Raw genomic sequence first — 19,664 nt, 5'->3', positions numbered from 1 at the left:
TAAAGTGTGGAGGAAATAAAAATATGTCTAATGTACCAAATTGCCCAAAATGTAATTCAGAATACACTTATGTAGATGGAAATCTTTTTGTTTGCCCAGAATGTGCTCATGAGTGGACTTTAGAATCAGAAACTGAAAATAATGAAGATACAAAGGTTATTAAAGATGCTAATGGAAATGTCTTAAACGATGGTGATTCTGTAACAGTAATCAAAGATCTTAAAGTAAAAGGAACTTCATCGGTTGTGAAAATCGGTACAAAAGTAAAAAGTATACGTTTAGTAGATGGCGACCATGATATTGACTGTAAAATTGATGGTTTTGGAGCTATGAAATTAAAATCTAAATTTGTTAAAAAGATTTAAATGAAATAGAACTAGTTGGACTTAATTATTTAAAATCAATTCACATATACCATTTTCAAGGTGGTAATTAAATATCTTTTATAAAAGAAAGATTTCATTCATGATAAGTATTCTTGAATGAAGTCTTTCTATTTTTTTGAACACATTTCAACTGTATTTTAAAAAAAATGATGCGTGAATATGCTAGAAACATAAGAAGGGAAATTCCTTAACGTGTGAAAATCGACTTTTAAATCTGAACTGTCTCTTAGTGTGTAATATCCAAATTTTGGTGGTGTGGCTCTATGTAGCCACATATTGAGATGGCCCTCAGGCTCCCACTCAATAGTATAGAGTAAGTCTTTTTATTTACTTCTGACTCGTATATTACATGATTAATAATAAAAATCCTAGGGTCTTAATATTGAGAGATGAAGAAAAGTGTTCTAATGTACGTTTCAGTTTACAGAAAAGTAAGCATCTATAATGTATACATATAGGAAAAACGTAGTTATATATTTATTAAAAAAAGAGTAAGAAAATATTAAAAGAGAATCTGTCAAAAATTAACAGATTAGGTAATAGAATAACTTTCTTTACTGACTAAGTGTCCTGTTTTATTAAAAGGGATAGAGTAATGATATATCTATAGAATATACAAATAAATTAGTGGTAGGTTAAATAAAGAACATCATCATTAAAATACATATTGATTGTTGCTGTTATTCATTCTAATTATCTGTAATAACCTGATAGCCGCTAGCCCAAAAAAGTTCTCAATCTATTATTAGTAATTCATGAAGATAAGATAATGAAAAAAATTTTTTCATTTTAATATTTAAAACTTATGTATACGTGTTACAATGAAGTCCTCCAATTTATTTTATTCTCCTATTTAGAATTTATGGTTTAGTTTCCAATAATACAAAAGTGGCTGTAGTAAATAGATAAATGAACGAAGTGAAGCGGTTAGAGTGTGGTTAAAAGGCTGTTAAGCATAATTATCCAAAAAATAAATTCACTTAGTTAAGTTTTAGGGGTTTATTATGGTAAGGATTTCATCAAACTTGAATAGTTCTAGATTAAACTTTTGATCCAATTAAAGTCAAAAATAATCTTTTAAATGAAGTCTATGTTTCATCCAGGTAATTTAGAATAATTCGTAGCCTTAACATTGCTTAATATAGCAAAATAAGATATTCGAAAGGTGGATAGATAAAACTCCGCTTGTAAAAACTAAATTGTTATATAAGAAAATATATGTAAAAGGATATAACGGTAAATTCATTTCGAATGATACCATAAATGAATGTAGAAAAAATAAAGGAGCAAACGATTAAATAAACTTTATAATTTGTAAGAATGAAAGGAAGAATTTGATAGTGTTTAAAGTAAAAGAAAGATTGGAACAAATGAAGCTTAAAACGAAGTTGTCTATGGCATTTATTGCAATATTAATTATACCTAGTCTTATCGTAGGAGTATCATCTTATGATAAAGCAAAAACAGATCTTAATGAAACAATTCTACAAACTGCGAAAGATAATGTAAGTATTTTAAATAAGATAGTTGACGATGAGTTAGAAAATAAACATGTAGATGTAACTCATTTTGCAAAGATACTTACACAAGGTGATTATAATGCTGACCAATTGCAAAATGTGCAAAGTAAATTTGATCAATATATACAGTTACATCCAGAGATAGAGACAATTTATACTACATCCAGTAATAATCAATTTATTCATGCACCTGTTGGAAAAATACCAGACGGATTTAATCCGTTAGAAAGTAGTTGGTATAAGGATGCAGTAAAAGCTAATGGAGAGATTATTGTTTCATCTCCCTATAAATCAAAGGCTACAGGAAATATGGTAATAGCAATTGCAAAGCAAAATGCTGATAAAAGTGGTGTCATTGGTATGGATTTGAATATTGATGATATCGTAAAAACTTCTAAAATGATAAAAATAGGAAAACAAGGATTTGTATCTATAGTAAGTCAAGATAAGACTATCGTTGTTCATCCTACACTTAAGCCAGGTGAGAAATTAGAGAAATCATTAGCAGATGAACTATACAAGAAAGAAGATGGAGTAATTACTTATAGCCTTAATGGTGAGGATCGAAACATAAGCTTTAAAACAAACAAAAAAACAGGTTGGAAAATAGCTGGTGTAATGCCTATTAAAGAAATTGAAGAAGCTGCCAATCCTATTTTTTATAAAACGCTCACTATAATAGGGGCTTCACTGTTGTTAGGTGGAATTGTAATTTTCTTCATTCTTAAATCTATTATTAATCCACTAAGACAATTAGTTATTTCAGCCCAAAGAATTAGTCAGGGAGATTTAACTGAGAAAATAGATATTCGTTCAAAGGATGAACTTGGTCAATTAGGTGGTAGTTTCAATACAATGGCAGAGTCGTTATGTAATATAATTTCTCAAATTAACACATCTGCAGGACATGTGGCTGCTTCGTCTGAAGAACTAACTGCTAGCGTAGAGCAAGCAAGTGTTGCGACAGAACAAATCACAAAAGAAATGGAAGAAATATCGAATAGTGCAGAAGTTCAAAATAATGAAGTTGCGTCTGGAGCTAAATTAATTGGTGAGGTAACACGAAACATTCAATGCGTAGCTGATAATGCTTCCGAAGTATCGACTTCATCCTTATATACAAAGCAAAGAGCTAACGAGGGCGAACAATTAGTAGAACAAACTGTAATGCAAATGCAGTCTATACATCATTCTGTTTCTCAATCCGATAATGTAATTAAATTATTAGATAAGAAATCGCAGCAAATCGGAAGTATATTAGAAGTAATTCAAAATATTGCTGCACAAACAAATTTATTAGCATTGAATGCAGCGATTGAAGCGGCAAGGGCAGGAGAACAGGGGCGTGGCTTTGCAATTGTTGCTGATGAAGTCAGGAAGTTAGCAGAGCAATCATCCGAATCTTCGATGGAAATTGGAAGTTTAATTAATGAAATACAAGCAGATGTACATGAGACTGTAAAAGCTATGAATGAAGTAGGAGTTGAAGTGCAGTCGGGGATTCAGGTTGCGAATGATACAAAACAAAGTTTTTATGAGATTTCAAAATCTGCAAATGATATTGTGTCAAAAGTACATGGTATGGTGGAATTATCAAATAAAATGACAAGTGATGTAATGGAAGTCGATACATCAATTAATCAAATATCTATGGCTGTGAAAGAGAATTCTTCAAGTATGCAAACGATAGCCGGTTCATCTGAGGAGCAACATGCTTCTATGGAAGAGATAAATTCTTCAGCAATACAATTAGCACAAATGGCCGAAGAGCTTCAAGAATTAATTGGTGGATTTAAGATATAAGTTAAGATTCTAAGATAGAATTCTAGATAGTATATGTAAGGGTAGAAGTTAAAAATCTTATAATGTAGTAAATAAATATAATATGTATTTTTTATTATAAAGAATGAAGAAATAAGGCTTTTAACCGCAAGAATTACGGGGGTAGCCTAATCAATTAGAGTTCAAAGAGTTTACACATGCAGATCAACTACTTTAAATGGTAGTTGATCTTTTTTATGAGATATTCATTTTTGAATATCTCCTTCATTCAAGTGTAGTGTTGATACAGAAGTATATATTGAACGATTTATCACATCCAAAAATCTTCAAAGTCTACGCCGAATCCTTTTCTTTTTAAGGCCCTGATTATTTTTTGACCATTCCCTAATGAAGGCTTGAATTGATTCGAACGGGAGATACGGCTAATTGTATTTTGGTTTACCCCACTCCATTCCTTTAATTCCGTTTGAGTAATATCATTCTTTCTTAAAAATTTACCAAACTTAGATAACGGTTTTCCTAAGCCAAACACTGCGAACACTCCTATTCGTAGATACTCTATTAATCACATTTTGACCAAAGCCTGATTTTTTTAAACAAAAGTGTTAATAATGTACAAGCTGTTCGCAATATGATGTATCAAGGTCGCTATCAAAGTTGCTAGCAAACGTATTATCAAGATAGATATCAAATCAATTAGCTTCTGTATTGGCAAAGTACATATCAAATTAACTATCAAAGTAATGTTAACAAGGTAATAAATGAATCAACCCTATGTTTTATAAGTTTTCTTATTCTGTTTATAAAGAGAACGGAGGCATTTAAATGCGAGTAAGGAAAGAAAGGATTTTTTTTCGTAAGTTTATAGATCGGCCAAACAAAGATAAAGAAAATACAATTCGTAAATATAAGTCATTAAGTCCTTTTGCATTCTTTCATATGTCCGATCAAGTGTTAAATACTTATATTGCATTAGGAATAATGGGGACGGTTTTAATTGGGGCAGTCTTGTTAGAAAAGTATTTGGTACAAAATGAACATATATTTGCAGCAAAGTTTGTGAGTGGAAGTATTTATTATGGTATGCGAATTGGTGGGGTTTGCTTGATTGGATACGCATTTGTTCGCATCGTAAGTATGTTTTAGGGAGGAATGGAGTAAATGAGGATTATAAAGGAGTGGCTTCATACACAAAAGTTAAGGAATCGACTTAAAGAGGTTTTTGCAAAAGCAGGACTATATACGGAACATCAAACACGTGGAGGGAAAGTGCCTATTTATCCAAAGGTACATAATGTTTCTTCTTCAACAGAAAGTGTAAGGTATGTATTTACGATACCAAACGGATTAGATCCACAAAAAATTGAAAAGAAGTGGTTTTGTTTTCAACAAATATTAGGACGGAATATTACGATTGAAGGGGATGTGAAAAAATTTGTACTACATGTATTCCATTCAGATTCTGGACTAAAACCTTATAAGTACTGTTATAAAGAGTGGCATTCATTATTAAAGGAGTATCGTCTTCCTGTTGTGGTTGGCCGGGATCAATTTGGGAAAATGATTACATACGATATGCTTGATTCCAATACACCACACTTATTAATTGCGGGGGAAACGGGAAGCGGGAAAAGTAGTATGGTGCGTGTTGTACTATCCACTTTCATTCAATATATGTCACCTGATAAGCTGCATTTGTATCTTGGGGATCTAAAAAACTCTGAATTTCATTTTTTGCGGAGAGTGAAGCATGTAAAAGAAGTTTGTATGGAAGAAATCGAAATGAAAATTATGCTTCAAAAGGTGTGGAAGGAAATCAGAGAACGAAGAAAACTCATGGAACAATTTGAGGTTGATCATATTGATGCGTACAACAAATTGAATCCTGATAATCAAAAACCATATATTTTACTTGCTATTGATGAAGTGGCGATGCTTAAAGATGAAAAAGAATGTATGACTACAATCGAAAAAATTTCAGCAGTCGGCCGATCACTTGGGGTCTTTCTTATGCTTAGTATGCAGAGGCCGGATGCAAAGGTGTTGGATGGCAAGTTAAAACTCAATATGACCGTAAGAATTGGTTTTAAATGCGATAGTGCGATTAATAGTAATATCATGGGTACTCCTGGTTCAGAGCATTTAGAGCAATCGGGCCAAATGATATTAAAACGAAATGGATTAAAGAAAGTGCAAGCACCTTATTTGGAATTAAATAATGCGAAACAAATTGTTGAACCCTATCGCATGTCTAAAGAAGAAAAAATGCTCCAAATTCCTCTAAAAAAAGAAATTCCTTTGTTTGGGGTGTTAGATGATGAGGAGTAGAGATAAAGGAATTTTAAATGATTTGAAGCGATTTAGATGCATGTCCCGTGATGATATTATTGACTTGCATTTTCAGGGTTTAAAGAATGCAGTAACTTGTTGTAATACGGTTATGAAACGATTAAGGAGAGATGGTTATGTTGATGCAAACGTATTACAGCACCCATACATTTATTTTCCACAACCAAGTTCTATCAAAAAAACGAGTCAAAAAATTCCTCATTTCCTTGGTATTGTGGACGTATACAAACAACTTGTCTACTACGAAAATCCTAAATTATTCAAAGTGGAACCTAAGTATGGGAAAGAGTATATGGAGCCAGATGCCTTTACGATATGGCGTAGATCCCCGTTTTTTATTGAAGTTCAAAAGTCAGTATACAGTAAAAAAATAATGCAAGATAAGATAAATAGATACGAGTTATACTTCCATAGTCAAGAATGGCACAATGAATCTTGGCAACCGAAAGCTTCTAAATTTTTCCCTTCAATCCTAATCATTACTGACAAACATTACGACGTTCAATCTTCTTATTTCCGTATATTCCAGGCGAATTCTATAGGGGATTTTATGAATAACCTAATAATTAAATCATAAAGAAAGCCTGCAAAGTGCAGAGCTTTTTTCTTTTCAATAATCTATTAAGCAATGTATGATGCTCTATTACAGCAAAGCAGATATAGTCGCCCTTCAAATTGATAACGATAATTCCTGTTTGGATATGAATCACAAATTTAGGAAAGTAAATCTCCATTTTAATTTTATTATAATAGGTAATTCCTATTGAAACTATATTTATTATTATATTGAACTATGAATCGCTGCATTTTAAACTAAGTTGGAATACAAAATACTATCGGAAAGGAATTGGGATTCATTATGAACGATAAAGGCACACCATTGTATACAAATCTAGTAGAACATGCAAAGCGAAAAAAGGTTTTTTCCATTTAGTGGAAGGTGGGTGGATTGCTGATTTATATAAAAATGGTTATAAATAAGCTTTCGGATAAGAGGATGAATGAAAGATAGAGTAGCAGGGGATTTGTAGAGTATAATCTCATGTTTTTTTATGTATGGCGACGTATTAGTCGTTGAAAAGGAGGAGATAAAAATTGCACATGATAAGGAAAGACACAAATTCTGAAATAGCGTTCAATAAAGCTAAAAGAATTATGCCTGGCGGAGTTAATAGTCCGGTTCGCGCATTTTCATGCGTAAATCTAGCACCTATCTTTGCTAAAAATGGGCAAGGTGCACACGTATTTGATATCGATGGGAATGAATTTATTGATTATATTGGTTCATGGGGTCCACTCATATTAGGGCATGCTCACCCGGAAGTTGTTAAAACTATACAGGAGGCAGCAAGTCAGGGAACAAGTTTTGGCTTACCAACAGAAGCTGAAACAAAAATGGCGGAGTTAATATGTAGAAGTATTCCATCTATTGAAATGATACGTATGGTCAATTCTGGTACAGAAGCTACCATGAGTGCCATACGTTTAGCAAGAGGATATACGAAGCGGCAAAAAATCGTGAAATTTCAAGGAGGCTATCACGGACATGCGGATCCCTTTTTAATCAAATCCGGATCTGGTGTGGCAACATTGGGTTTACCTGACAGTCCAGGAGTCCCGAAAAGTGTTGCTTCCAATACCATTACAGTACCTTATAACAGTATAGATAGTATTCGTTTTGTATTTGAAAAATTTGGTGAGCAGATTGCTGCTGTTATTGTTGAGCCGATAGCAGGAAATATGGGGGTCATACCACCATTGCCCGGATTTCTTCATGGGTTGCGTGAGATTACTGAACGCTACGGAAGTCTGCTCATTTTTGATGAAGTGGTAACTGGTTTCCGTGTAGGCTATTATGGAGCGCAAGGTTTATACGGAATTAAGCCAGATCTTACATGTCTAGGAAAAGTAATTGGAGGAGGGCTCCCAGTAGGCGCTTATGGCGGAAAGCGAGAAATTATGGAACAAATGGCCCCTTCTGGATCGATTTATCAAGCTGGAACATTATCTGGAAATCCGGTCGCCATGGCAGCCGGGTATGCAACTTTGCAATTATTGTCTCAGCATGGAATCTATGAAAAACTAGAAAGAAAAGGTGCTAGATTAGCTGAAGGCTTTATACAAAATGCCAAACTGACTGGTATTCCATTGAAAGTAAATAGAGTGGGTTCAATGCTTTGCTTTTATTTTACAGAACATGAGGTAGTGAATTATGAAACTGTTCAACTTTCAAATATGCGTTTATTTAAAAAATATTATGCGGCTATGTTGAATCATGGTGTTTTGATAGCTCCTACGCCCTATGAAGCCATGTTTATATCGAATGCTCATTCGGATGAGGTAATTGAAACAACAATTGAGGCTCATTATCGAGTATTAAGTATGATAAGTAAAGGATTGGGGGAGTAATTATGAATTTTTCAGAAATACGTAAACTTTTTCCGATTCTAAATCAGCAAATTAATGGACATCACCTAGTATATTTAGATAATGCTGCTTCAGCACAAAAGCCAATTCAGGTAATTGAGGCACTAAAACACTACTATGAGTGGGATAATGCAAATGTCCATCGTGGGGTTCATTCACTGAGTTCACGAGCAACGGATGCTTATGAAGGAGCACGGTTTAAGGTAGCTCGTTTTCTTCACGCAAAATCAGAAAAAGAAATAATATTCACTCGAGGTGCCACAGCAGCAATTAATCTAGTAGCAAGCAGTTATGCACGATCGGTATGTAAAAACGGGGACGAAATTGTTATTTCTGCAATGGAGCATCACAGTAATATAATTCCCTGGCAGCAAGTAGCAAAATGCACCGGAGCTGTATTGAAATATATTCCACTGCAACCAGACGGGACGTTTACAATAGAAGATGTGGAGAATACAATCACAAAACGGACAAAGATAGTTGCCGTATCACACATATCCAATGTACTAGGCATTACTAACCCGGTGAAGAAAATGGCATCCATCGCACATAAGCATGGAGCTGTCATTTTAGTGGATGGAGCACAAAGTGTTCCTCATATAAAGGTGAATGTTCAAGAATTGGACTGTGATTTCTATGCGTTTTCAGGACATAAAATGTGTGGGCCTACGGGGATTGGTGCCCTATATGGAAAAGAATCCTTACTTAAGAAGATGGAGCCAATCGAATTTGGGGGGGAAATGATTGATAGTGTTAGCTTATATGCTTCGTCATGGAAGGAATTACCTTGGAAATTCGAAGGGGGTACGCCGATTATTGCTGGGGCTATCGGTTTAGGAGTGGCGATAGACTTTCTTGAACAAGTCGGAATAGAAAATATTGCAAGGCATGACAAGCTTTTAACTGGCTATGCAGTAGAGCAAATGAAGCAGATTGAAGATTTAACAATAGTTGGTCCAGAAAAAGAGCGTTTGGGACTGGTGACGTTTCAAGTGGAGAATATTCACCCGCATGATATTGCTACTGTTTTGGATACATATGGAGTAGCCATACGTGCTGGACAGCATTGTTGTCAGCCGCTCATGGAACATCTGGGTACCAGCTCTACGGCACGTGCGAGTTTTTATTTGTATAACACAGAAGAGGAGATCAATCGATTCATATTCGCACTTCATAAAGCAAGAGAATTCTTCAAGGTGAGGGGTTAATAGCTTTTGCTATCTCCATTTTCTATGCATTTCATATGTGGTTCAATAGATTTAGTTCAAGTATGCTTCTCTTTTTGTAGAATAAGAAAATAAAAATCCTGTATTAAAAATACAGGATTTTTAATCAACTTTTATCGGATGCACATTATAGTTTTACAGTAGGTCAAAAGAATTTTTAAACTTCAGACTCATTTTAACGTGCATAAAGTACAATCTATTGAAAGGTTTCACTTTTTATAGTGGAAATCAACTGCTCCATGAATACTCGACTTGCTGCACACAAATATTTGTTTTTACGGTAAGCGATACCAATTTGCGTAATAAGCATAGGGTTTTCAATAGGAATCGTCCGTATAAGTTTATTGTCTATATAGTCAAGGTAACCTTTTGGTAGAATGGTGACACCAACTCCTTTGCTGACCATATGAATGATTGATTCCATAGTCGTCATTTCCATAACCGGTTTAGCTGCGAATCCAAGTTCATTACATTGTTCGTTAATCAGCTGCCGCAAAAAATATGTGTCAGGCAATAAAATTGAGGGTGTTTCTTTTAAAACGTCAAGTGTAACAGATTCCTCTTCAGCTACGGAATGATTGATTGGAACTGCTAAAGCAAGATGTTGTTTAAAGAGTGGAATGGTTTCTAACTCATCATGTTCCATAGGCAAAAATACTACGCCCAAATCGAGTTCATTTTCCAAAAGACCGTTATAAATATCCCCAGTTCGCATACCTGAAACAGCCAATTCAATATTGGGATACCTTTGGTGAAATTCGATTACAGTTTGAGGAATCAAGTAATTTGTAACTGTCAGGAGCGCTCCTATCTTTAATGACCCTCTTTTTAGACCTTGTATTTCACTAATTGCGGCACGAGCTTGTGATAGCTCATGGAATACATTATAGCTATGATGAAGCAGTGTTTTGCCCGCTTCGGTAATAATGGTTCGTTTTCCAACACGATCAAACAATGGCGTACCGATTTCATGTTCCAGCAATCGGATCTGCTGGCTTAATGAGGGTTGGGCGATTCCTAACTTTTCGGCTGCACGAGTAAAATGTAGTTCCTGACATAAGGTCATGAAGTATTCCAATTGCTTTAAATCCAATAGTTCTTCCTCCAAAAGTTATTATTTTTTTATAGGAAATAATAATCATTATAGGGTAAATTATAGTAAATATCTATTGTTTGTGTTCGTACATACAGTGATTTTTTCCCAGTGAAAAGGTTTTGTTCATATGACAGTAATCAGCTTGTTTCATACAATCTTTAGGTGCACTTTTTTGTCACTTGTACGTATGTATGCTGGAATCTGTGGGTTAATAGATTAATTGTGGATTGAAAGTTTTTTTCAAATATCCGTGTTAAAGGCAGATTTTCATGTATGTTATGAGTGTAATTATTAAGATGAATTCATACGGTAGTGGTTGTTGTGTCGGCAAAAGCATGATACAGTCATTTTTTTAGGTTGTAGAACAAAACCTAATGCTTATTTGTGAAAAATAGATATCTTGTTGAAATGGTTTAGATTAAAGGTTAATTGTGAATACAAAATTATTATATTTAATGAGAAATATAGATAGGAGTAACAAAATGATTGTCTATACTGTACAGCACGAAGCAGCATGGAAAGCTTGGAATAAACAAGGGTATATAACTAGTGACAATAAGTGGGTGGATTCCTACTTGAAGGTGCCCTACCGATGGATGAGACATCGCATGAAGCAAGCAATTCCGTCATATCAAGGTGAGCAACTAATATGGTTATGGCATACGGATAATTATCCTAATCGAAATGAGAAATGCTGGGGAAAGACTGGAGAAAGGTTTGTCATCCTTACGTTAGAGGTGCCTGATTGTGATATTCTCTGGAGTGATTATCAGGTTTGGTGTGGCTTACTAAACGAGAGCATTTCGTATCAGGAAAGAATCGATGAACAAACTGCGGAGCCTTTTGAATTGTGGGAAAAAGAGATGGAAATGGAATATGGTATTATGTTTGATTTTAATGCCTTACATGATCATCCAGATTGGTATCTAGACATACCAAATGAAATTGAAAAACAGGGCGTTGTTGGTATGCTGCCAATTTCAGCGATAAAAAAGGTTCAACGTTTCCGAGAAAAGGCGCTGCCTAAAAAGTATAGTAAACGTGTAGATTCAAGAACAAAACGTGTGAATAAAAAGAGAAGAAAAGCAAAAGAGAGAAAGTTACGTCTACAGGAAAGGTTGCGTAAAATCTAAATTCTGTGCGAGTAGATATCTACTTAAAGAAGAAGTCTATAGAAGCACTTAAAATAAAATTCAAATGGAGCATTTATAAGTAGATAGAAGACTCCAGATTGGTGAGTAATAATTATATAAACAATTGCTAAATCATTGTATTTATTAACTTTAAGAAACTCTTGTATATCAAGAGTTTCTTTTTCTTTTAGTATCAATATAAAAAATTAGCATAGTTAAAATGAAAAGTGTCAAAGTTTTTTTCGTTAAATAAGGTCGTCATAAAACGAATAATACTTATTGTCTAACTATTTTTTGAAAGATATAGTTATTAGTCGTCAATTAGATTGAATAATAGGTAAAACCTATGGTTTCTATAATAATGATTGGATTGTTTAATGATAATCTCAAGATTATACTTAAAATCTAAATAATTTAACTACAGCTTAAGGAGGAAAAGAATTTGAGAATTCATTATTTGCAGCATGTCTCTTTTGAATCACCCGAACACATTTTAACTTGGGCGGAGGCAAAAGGGCATGAAGTCACAGGGACATTATTATATGAAAGCAGTTGTCTACCCTCTTATTCGGAATTTGACATGCTCGTCATACTAGGTGGGCCGATGGGGGTTTATGACGAGAAAATATATCCATGGCTTGAATTGGAGAAACAGTTAATAAAGAAAGCTATTCAGCATCGAAAACTAGTACTTGGGGTATGTCTTGGGGCTCAGTTAATTGCAGAAGCCCTTGGAGGAAAAGTATATAAAAATCATCATAAGGAGATTGGTTGGTTTCCTGTTAAATTGTCGGAGGAGGCCAAGCAAATCGATTTCTTTAGCGGATTTCCGGAGGTGTTTGTTCCTTTCCATTGGCATGCAGACACATTCCAGCTTCCTCCGCAAGCAAAGAAAATTGCGTATAGCAAAGGATGTGTTAATCAGGCATACGTATATGAAGACCATGTCGTTGGATTACAATTTCATTTAGAGTCAAGTGCTGCCAGTATTGAGAGATTAATAGTACATTGTGCTGATGAAATTGAGCAAGGGATGTATGTACAACGGCCACATGAGATGCTTGAAGAGACACACTCGTTGGTTCTATCAAAATTGATACTATTCACTTTGCTCGATGCAATGGAGATGAAATATCAGGTATTTGCTAACGTAGAAAATTGTTCATAAATTTCTAATGCTACAATTAATCACTTTATTTTAATGTGAAAAATCAAAGATTCATATACTATTTAACTTTCTGGTCACCATCTTTGGCAGCGAGAGGTGGCTTTTGCTACCCCTCTCTAAAAGGAGCTATGTAAACATGAAACACTTATTAAACAATAGAGTAACACGATTGCAGTCCTCAAAAATGGACCCCTTTTTTGATATGGCTTCGCAATATGAGGATGTCATCCATTTAACCATTGGTCAACCTGACTTTCCTACTCCAGCGCATATAAAGATAGCTGGACAATTGGCAATTGAAAATAACCATACAACGTATCCACCTTCTTCGGGTTATACAGAACTTCTTAAAGTTTCCTCAAACTACATGCATGTAAAATATGGACTTACTTATGATCCTAACCACGAAATACTAGTAACTAACGGATCAACCGGAGGGATTTATCTTGCTCTTAGAACTATACTTAGCGAAGGTTCCGAAGTTATTCTACCAACTCCTATTTATCCTGGATACGAACCGGTTATTCGTTTATGTGGCGCAACACCTATTTATCTAGACACAAGGGATACAGGATTTAAGGTTACAGTAGAGGCTCTTCAAAAAATGATGACCGATAAAACACGGTGTGTCATTATCCCATCACCGATGAATCCTTCTGGAGTTACACTGAATCAAAAAGAAATAAAAGCAATTAGGGATTTGCTGGTTGATAAAGATGTAATGGTTGTTTCAGATGAATTATATAGCGAATTGGTTTTTGAAGAGGAGCATGTATCAATTGCGAAAATGGAGGGAATGAAAGAGAAAACAATTGTCATTAATGGGCTATCAAAATCCCATGTGATGACAGGATGGAGAGTAGGATTTGCTTTTGCACCAGGATATCTGATTGAAGAAATGAAGAAGCTACAGCAATACACGACGGCTGCTGTCTCATCGATTAGTCAAGTTGCTGCTATCGAGGCATTGACAGTAGGAATTAATGATGCTCACATCATGCGTGACGAATATCGTATACGTCGTGATTATGTGTATAAGAGGTTGCAAGATATGGGACTCACAGTAGTCAAACCAGCCGGTTCATTTTATTTTTTTCCGTCTATCTCAAAGTTTGGGAAAACCTCATCAGAATTTGTTGCTGATGTATTAAAAAAAGCTAAGGTTGCACTCATTCCAGGAGATTCATTCACGGAATATGGAGAAGGGTATGTGAGGATTTCTTATGTACAGCCAATGAAGGTGCTAGAGGAAGCTCTAAATCGTCTTGAAAAGTATCTAGGTGAATTACAATCCTAGATACGTGCTTTGACGAATTACGTTTATCACTATCAGCAGTTAAAAAGGAGGGTTTCTTATGGTGAAAAACAAGGTCTTGTCTATAGCCGGTTCGGATAGCAGTGGAGGTGCTGGAATCCAAGCAGATATGAAAACATTTCAGGAGTTAAATGTCTACGGGATGACTGCATTAACGACTATTGTTACGATGGATCCTAAAAATTATTGGGAGCATCATACATTTCCACAAGAAATTAAAACAGTAAAGGAGCAATTAAGAACTATTATTGAAGGAATCGGTATTGATGCAGTAAAAACAGGAATGCTTGGATCGGTCCAACTAATCGATTTGGTTTCCAAGGTAATTGATCAACATCAACTCGAAAATATTGTTATTGATCCGGTTTTAGTTTGCAAAGGTGTAACAGAAGTAATGCATCCTGAAACAGTAGATAGTTTACGAGATTTGCTCATACCAAAAGCTACAATTGTCACACCTAATCTACTGGAAGCGGCACATTTAAGTAAAGTGGCTCCGATTAAATCCATTAAGGGCATGAAAGAAGCAGCAAAAATCATTCACGATTTAGGTCCAAAATATGTTTTAGTGAAAGGAGGGAGCCGCCTAGCACATGAGACAGCATTAGATTTACTATATGATGGAAAGAATTTTAAATATATACAATCAGAACGATTTCAAACCGACCATATACATGGTGCTGGATGTACTTACTCTGCAGCGATTGCTGCTGAACTAGCGAAAGGGAAGTCTGTTATAGAGGCAGTAAGCATTGCAAAGTTATTTATTACAGAAGCAATACGCAGTTCATTCGCTCTCAATCAATATGTTGGCTCAACGAATCATAGTGCATACAAAAAAACTACTAATTCATTAGAAGGGATAGTTAATAATGAAGAAATTAAGGGAAAAAGATTATCAAGTAGCTGAGGCAATTGATTATGAATTACAACGCCAGCAAAAACATATTGAACTAATTGCTTCTGAAAACTTTGTAAGTCTAGCCGTTTTAGAGGCAATGGGCACAGTGCTGACTAATAAGTATGCTGAAGGATATCCAGGAAAGAGATACTATGGTGGATGTGAATATGTAGATATTGTAGAGAGTTTAGCTATAGAGCGAGCAAAACAATTATTTGGAGCGGACCATGCGAATGTGCAGCCTCACTCCGGGGCACAAGCAAATATGGCTGTTTACTCTGCTTGTTTGAAGCCTGGAGATACAGTATTAGGAATGGATTTATCCCACGGTGGTCACCTTACACACGGGAGCCCTGTTAATTCCTCGGGTGTATTATACAATTTTATATCTTATGGAGTAAATAAGCGACATTTCAATATTGACTATGATGAAGTTAGAACTTTAGCGCTGAAACATCAACCTAAAATGATGGTAATTGGTGCAAGTGCATATTCAAGGATTATTGATTTTGAGAGATTATCGAGCATCGCAAAAGAAGTGAATGCATTTTTTATGGCAGATATAGCCCATATTGCTGGGCTTGTAGCTACTGGAATGCATCCGAGCCCAGTTCCATATGCTGATTTTGTTACTACTACTACCCATAAAACCCTGCGTGGTCCTCGAGGGGGAATTATACTCTGCCGAAGAGATTGGGCTGCTACAATAGATAAGAGTGTATTCCCTGGTATACAAGGAGGGCCAGCTATGCACATGATTGCGGCCAAGGCAGTCGCTTTTAATGAAGCGTTGAAGCCCGAATTTAAAAAATATGTTTCAAATACAATAAAGAATGCTAAGGTGCTAGCAAAAGAACTAAGAGAGTTAGGCTTTAATGTGTTGACAGGTGGAACGGACAATCATTTGCTACTTATAGATCTTTGTAATATGAACCTAACAGGAAAAGAAGCTCAAATATTATTAGAGGAAGTAGGGATAACGGTTAATAAGAACTCCATTCCTTTTGATAAAAAGGGTCCTTTTATTACGAGTGGAATTCGTTTGGGGACACCAGCAGTTACAACACAAGGAATGGGTGAACTAGAAATGATTAAAATTGCTGAAATCATTTGTTTAGTATTAAAGAATCCCCAGAATGTAAGAGTTAAAGAAAAAGCATGCTCTATCGTAAAAGAATTAACTAAGAAATTTCCAATATACAAGGATATGACTTTAATGAAAGAGATAATAAGGAATTAACCCGGGTCGCTTTTTTGCACATTGTATTTAATTCTTAGCAAAATGAATGGATTGCCCGAAGAATAGAAACCAGAGGATTTAGTTGTACCAAATGTACTGTTCTCATTTAGTGGAACGTTAGAATAGAGTCACCTTCGTAAAGAAGCAGTAGAAGCACTAGAAAAGTTATTTGATTTGCAAAGCAAGAAGGAATCCAGTTAAATGTTATTTCAGGGTTTCGCTCCTATAATTATCAAAAAAACTGTATGCAAACAATGTAAAAAGAAAAGATCAAGAGCATACATAACGATAAAAGGAGCAAATTAATTTGCTCCTTTTTCACTTGAATTCTACATGAAATTTAGTATCAATGATTCCAAATGCAACTTTACATGGGAACGGGTTTCTCCCTGTTGAAGCAGCAGACATACATGAAAGTACCCAATATTCTAATTCTAAAGGTAAGCGGAATGCTTGGATACTACCATCATTGTTTTTTACTGTTACAATCGGTGTATTTACCCTAGTAGTAGCGAAACCATCTGTCGTTATCATCGCTACTACATCATTATTATGAAAACCAGCGCTTAAAACCTCGTAAGTTAGTCCATCTTTCTCATTGATAATCATAGGTATATTTAAATAGGGATAGTTATTTATATCATTATGAGTAATTGTTCTCGCTGTATTCTTTCTTATATGATTCTCTTGCATTCTATATACTCCTTTATAATACTCCAAAGATAATCACCTAAATCTATTCTATTTTACGTCTATTATATTCGTAAATTGTATTGTCAACTTATTATAGAAAGCATCAGTACATATGATAGAGCTATGTAATGGAACTATATCGATAACGGTCATATAATTGGTGAGTAAATAACCATCTTCATAATATGTAATTAATATCTCTTCTTCAGATAGCAATGAACATAGTAACATGTTCTCAATCCGTTCTTTCTCTTCAGAAGTTAAAATGGGGCGTGCAACTTTATTTTTCTCTTTGATCATTTCACGTATTCCGACGAATTGTTCTGGCATTGCTGCAAACGGTGTCCATTTTACCATTCCTCTGCCTTTTGGCATATTAGCGTTGTTCATGATTTGTGTCCCCCTAACAGTGTGTTTCTGTATCTAGCTGTTGCATTATTTGTATAGGAAATTCCTCTTAATATGCTATTTTTTCCAAACTTTGTGCGTATTTCATCCATTACTTTCGTTAGCTTTATTTCTTTTTCTCGTTGTATGATGTTATCAAAAAGAGAAATTTGTTCTTCTCCTTCACCAATTAGTTTTGTTAGAGAAATAGTAATACTTCTAATTGGTTCTCCAGTATATTGTTGATGTAGAAAATATAGACAAACTTGATAAATGTCCATGGTTAAGTTGGTCGGACGGCTTAAGGTATGTGTTTTGCTAAAGCCACCCGAATAACTTTTACTATATCCAATTGAAAATTGAACGGTTTGAGCAAGTTTGTTTTGTTGTCTTAATCGATAGCAAACTTCTTCGGTATGTTCCAGTAGGATAATCGGAAATTCTTCTATTGTATAATCACGCATTAAAATTTGGCTTTTTCCTATAGAAGTTGTGGCAGGAACATATTTTTCTGAAATGCGACTAAAGTCAATCCCATTACTATGTAAGTGTAATTCTTCGCCAATCACGCCGAAGCTTTGTTTTAAATATTTAAGAGGATAATTAGCTAAATCTCCAATTGAATGTATTCCTTTTTGATTTAATTTTGTTTCTGTTTTATGCGAAATCCCCCAAAACTTATTAAGCGGTCGTATGCTCCATAATTTTGTAGGTATATCTTCGTATTTCCAATAAGCGACTCCGTCTTTATTTTTCTTTGCTTCAATATCTAAAGCTACCTTACTCATCAATAGGTTAGGTGCAATCCCGATTGTGCATTCAATTCGTGTGTGTTCATATATTTCACGTTTAAACTGTAATGCAAATTCATTTGGATTCCGGGCAAATAGATGGATGCTATCGGTAATATCCATAAAAAATTCATCGATGCTGTATTGATGAAAGTCTTCAATAGGAACATATTGTAGAGCTAACGTCGTTATGTAATTGGAGCACTTAATATAGGTTCCCATAATTGGATTCACAATAAGGATATCTTTTTGTCGAGGAATCTCGTATAGCCTTGCCATCTTCTTTACACCCATTGCTTTTAAAGGTGGAGTTGCAGCTAAAACAATGGACCCATTCCTATTCACATCACCGACTACAGCTAATTTTGTATGAAGTGGGTCTAATCCCATTTTGATGCAACTAACAGAAGCATAAAAGCTGCGAAGATCGACACATAAAATGATTCTATTCGGTAAAATTGAATAGTCATACACTATAACTCCTCCTAACAATAACGAGAACATTTGTTCTTGTTATTGTTCTTATTATACACGAACTTACGTTCTTTTATGAAGTGATTTTTGAAAAAATATTTAATTATATGTAGTAGAAATAAGTAGAACGACAGAGAGAAATAACGGCCAAATGTTATTGAAGTTTCTAGGATATAAGCTGTATCATTTATATTGGTTAGTACAGGAAGAAAATGATGGGAGGATGTAAGGTATATTATCCTTTCAAAAGGTGATAGTAATTTATCGTAAAAAGAGGTTTCTATTACGAGATTATGTGAAAATATAATTTCACATAATAGATTGAAGGAGGATTTTTCATAAATGGAGCAGGTTATACAAGAGTTTTTTTCTCCAAGTAAAAACTATAAGGTTCAAATCATTAAAAGAAAAGATGGGCTATACACAACAGAAGCTTATAGATGGATGGAGGATTGTGGATATGAATTTTGGAGTTATATATCACAAGGATTGACTTTGATAGATAGTGAGGAACATGCGCGTAAAATTGCTATGGAACAACTAAAGGAATGTTCAAGAGATGAGTTTTAATAATACGCTATTTTATTTGTAAAATTATAAGGGAATATGATGTTTTTTGAAAATATAGAAATAAAATTTATTTAATCTTATTTATTTTATAAGAATTGTAAGGTATACTAAAAGTAGGTGCAAAAATGCGCTATTTGAAAAAGAGTGCAAGTCAAAAAGGAATCCGTAAAGGATTCCTTTTTTGTTTTTTAGTAAATGAAGCAACT

General features: G+C 34.6%; 18 protein-coding genes and 1 pseudogene. 14 read left to right on the top strand and 5 right to left on the bottom strand.

Features of this window, described 5'->3' with window-relative positions; translation table 11 throughout:
* Nucleotides 1-23: 23 nt before the first annotated feature.
* The gene (locus tag MKO96_RS15780) at nucleotides 24-365 is read left to right on the top strand and encodes a zinc ribbon domain-containing protein YjdM (protein WP_240588033.1); all 342 of its coding nucleotides are present in this window, start codon (nucleotides 24-26) and stop codon (nucleotides 363-365) included.
* Nucleotides 366-1,726: 1,361 nt separating this feature from the next.
* Nucleotides 1,727-3,709 carry a methyl-accepting chemotaxis protein gene (locus MKO96_RS15775; RefSeq protein WP_240588032.1) on the top strand — a complete coding sequence of 661 codons (1,983 nt, stop codon included), beginning with the start codon at nucleotides 1,727-1,729 and terminating at the stop codon, nucleotides 3,707-3,709.
* Nucleotides 3,710-3,998: 289 nt separating this feature from the next.
* Here the strand turns inward: MKO96_RS15775 and MKO96_RS15770 are convergent, their stop codons facing one another.
* Nucleotides 3,999-4,220: a helix-turn-helix domain-containing protein gene (locus MKO96_RS15770; protein ID WP_064474032.1), complete on the bottom strand. Its 222-nt coding sequence runs from the start codon at nucleotides 4,218-4,220 to the stop codon at nucleotides 3,999-4,001.
* Between the two features lie 293 nt (nucleotides 4,221-4,513).
* On the opposite strand from MKO96_RS15770, the gene MKO96_RS15765 reads away from it, so the two are divergent.
* The 5 genes from MKO96_RS15765 (at nucleotide 4,514) to MKO96_RS15745 (ending at nucleotide 9,672) form a co-directional block, all read left to right on the top strand.
* Nucleotides 4,514-4,834 carry a hypothetical protein gene (locus MKO96_RS15765; RefSeq protein WP_240588031.1) on the top strand — a complete coding sequence of 107 codons (321 nt, stop codon included), beginning with the start codon at nucleotides 4,514-4,516 and terminating at the stop codon, nucleotides 4,832-4,834.
* A gap of 15 nt (nucleotides 4,835-4,849) precedes the next feature.
* Entirely contained in the window at nucleotides 4,850-6,016 is a 1,167-nt protein-coding gene (locus tag MKO96_RS15760) for an FtsK/SpoIIIE domain-containing protein (protein WP_240588030.1), read from the top strand.
* 22 nt (nucleotides 6,017-6,038) lie between these two features.
* On the top strand, nucleotides 6,039-6,614 hold the full coding sequence (locus tag MKO96_RS15755) for a replication-relaxation family protein (RefSeq protein WP_016090027.1): 576 nt from the start codon (nucleotides 6,039-6,041) through the stop codon (nucleotides 6,612-6,614).
* A gap of 524 nt (nucleotides 6,615-7,138) precedes the next feature.
* Complete coding sequence (gene hemL / locus MKO96_RS15750; RefSeq protein ID WP_240588029.1) at nucleotides 7,139-8,446, top strand: glutamate-1-semialdehyde 2,1-aminomutase; 1,308 nt, start codon at nucleotides 7,139-7,141, stop codon at nucleotides 8,444-8,446.
* 2 nt (nucleotides 8,447-8,448) lie between these two features.
* Nucleotides 8,449-9,672: a cysteine desulfurase gene (locus MKO96_RS15745; protein WP_240588028.1), complete on the top strand. Its 1,224-nt coding sequence runs from the start codon at nucleotides 8,449-8,451 to the stop codon at nucleotides 9,670-9,672.
* A 214-nt stretch (nucleotides 9,673-9,886) separates the two neighbouring features.
* On the opposite strand, the gene MKO96_RS15740 is transcribed toward MKO96_RS15745, so the two are convergent.
* Entirely contained in the window at nucleotides 9,887-10,783 is an 897-nt protein-coding gene (locus tag MKO96_RS15740; protein ID WP_240588027.1) for a LysR family transcriptional regulator, read from the bottom strand.
* Nucleotides 10,784-11,268: 485 nt separating this feature from the next.
* Here MKO96_RS15740 and MKO96_RS15735 point away from each other — a divergent pair, with 485 nt between their 5' ends.
* The 6 genes and pseudogenes from MKO96_RS15735 to MKO96_RS15710 all read left to right on the top strand — a co-directional run.
* Nucleotides 11,269-11,919 (top strand): DUF3841 domain-containing protein, encoded by a 651-nt coding sequence (locus MKO96_RS15735; RefSeq protein WP_240588026.1) that lies wholly within the window; start codon nucleotides 11,269-11,271, stop codon nucleotides 11,917-11,919.
* Nucleotides 11,920-12,499: 580 nt separating this feature from the next.
* A complete protein-coding gene (locus MKO96_RS15730; protein ID WP_369294522.1) occupies nucleotides 12,500-13,087 on the top strand; it encodes a type 1 glutamine amidotransferase in 588 nt (195 codons plus the stop codon).
* 136 nt (nucleotides 13,088-13,223) lie between these two features.
* Nucleotides 13,224-14,384, top strand: coding sequence for an aminotransferase A (locus MKO96_RS15725; RefSeq protein WP_240588159.1), 1,161 nt, complete (start codon nucleotides 13,224-13,226; stop codon nucleotides 14,382-14,384).
* A 58-nt stretch (nucleotides 14,385-14,442) separates the two neighbouring features.
* Nucleotides 14,443-15,312 carry a pyridoxine/pyridoxal/pyridoxamine kinase gene (gene pdxK, locus MKO96_RS15720; protein ID WP_226545919.1) on the top strand — a complete coding sequence of 290 codons (870 nt, stop codon included), beginning with the start codon at nucleotides 14,443-14,445 and terminating at the stop codon, nucleotides 15,310-15,312.
* Nucleotides 15,275-16,543, top strand: coding sequence for a serine hydroxymethyltransferase (locus tag MKO96_RS15715; protein WP_240588024.1), 1,269 nt, complete (start codon nucleotides 15,275-15,277; stop codon nucleotides 16,541-16,543). The genes pdxK and MKO96_RS15715 overlap by 38 nt, the downstream gene beginning before the upstream one ends.
* Nucleotides 16,544-16,582: 39 nt before the next feature.
* Nucleotides 16,583-16,826, top strand: a pseudogene (locus MKO96_RS15710) (D-alanyl-D-alanine carboxypeptidase family protein); the annotation flags it as partial.
* Nucleotides 16,827-16,861: 35 nt separating this feature from the next.
* Here MKO96_RS15710 and MKO96_RS15705 read toward each other — a convergent pair.
* Genes MKO96_RS15705 through MKO96_RS15695 form a run of 3 tightly spaced genes read right to left on the bottom strand, consistent with a single transcriptional unit; the run spans nucleotide 16,862 to nucleotide 18,888 of the window.
* Nucleotides 16,862-17,236 (bottom strand): hypothetical protein, encoded by a 375-nt coding sequence (locus MKO96_RS15705; protein ID WP_240588023.1) that lies wholly within the window; start codon nucleotides 17,234-17,236, stop codon nucleotides 16,862-16,864.
* A 48-nt stretch (nucleotides 17,237-17,284) separates the two neighbouring features.
* Nucleotides 17,285-17,626 carry a YolD-like family protein gene (locus tag MKO96_RS15700; protein ID WP_240588022.1) on the bottom strand — a complete coding sequence of 114 codons (342 nt, stop codon included), beginning with the start codon at nucleotides 17,624-17,626 and terminating at the stop codon, nucleotides 17,285-17,287.
* Nucleotides 17,623-18,888 (bottom strand): Y-family DNA polymerase, encoded by a 1,266-nt coding sequence (locus tag MKO96_RS15695; RefSeq protein ID WP_240588021.1) that lies wholly within the window; start codon nucleotides 18,886-18,888, stop codon nucleotides 17,623-17,625. Before MKO96_RS15695 ends, MKO96_RS15700 begins: the two co-directional genes overlap by 4 nt.
* Before the next feature lie 342 nt (nucleotides 18,889-19,230).
* Here MKO96_RS15695 and MKO96_RS15690 point away from each other — a divergent pair, with 342 nt between their 5' ends.
* Nucleotides 19,231-19,458, top strand: coding sequence for a hypothetical protein (locus MKO96_RS15690; protein WP_000438639.1), 228 nt, complete (start codon nucleotides 19,231-19,233; stop codon nucleotides 19,456-19,458).
* Nucleotides 19,459-19,664: the final 206 nt, after the last annotated feature.

The organism is Bacillus sp. ES1-5 (assembly GCF_022487605.1).
In the GTDB taxonomy this organism is placed as follows: domain Bacteria; phylum Bacillota; class Bacilli; order Bacillales; family Bacillaceae_G; genus Bacillus_A; species Bacillus_A wiedmannii.
Note: the sequence above shows the minus strand (reverse complement) of the source record. Positions and strands in the feature narration are given on the sequence as shown.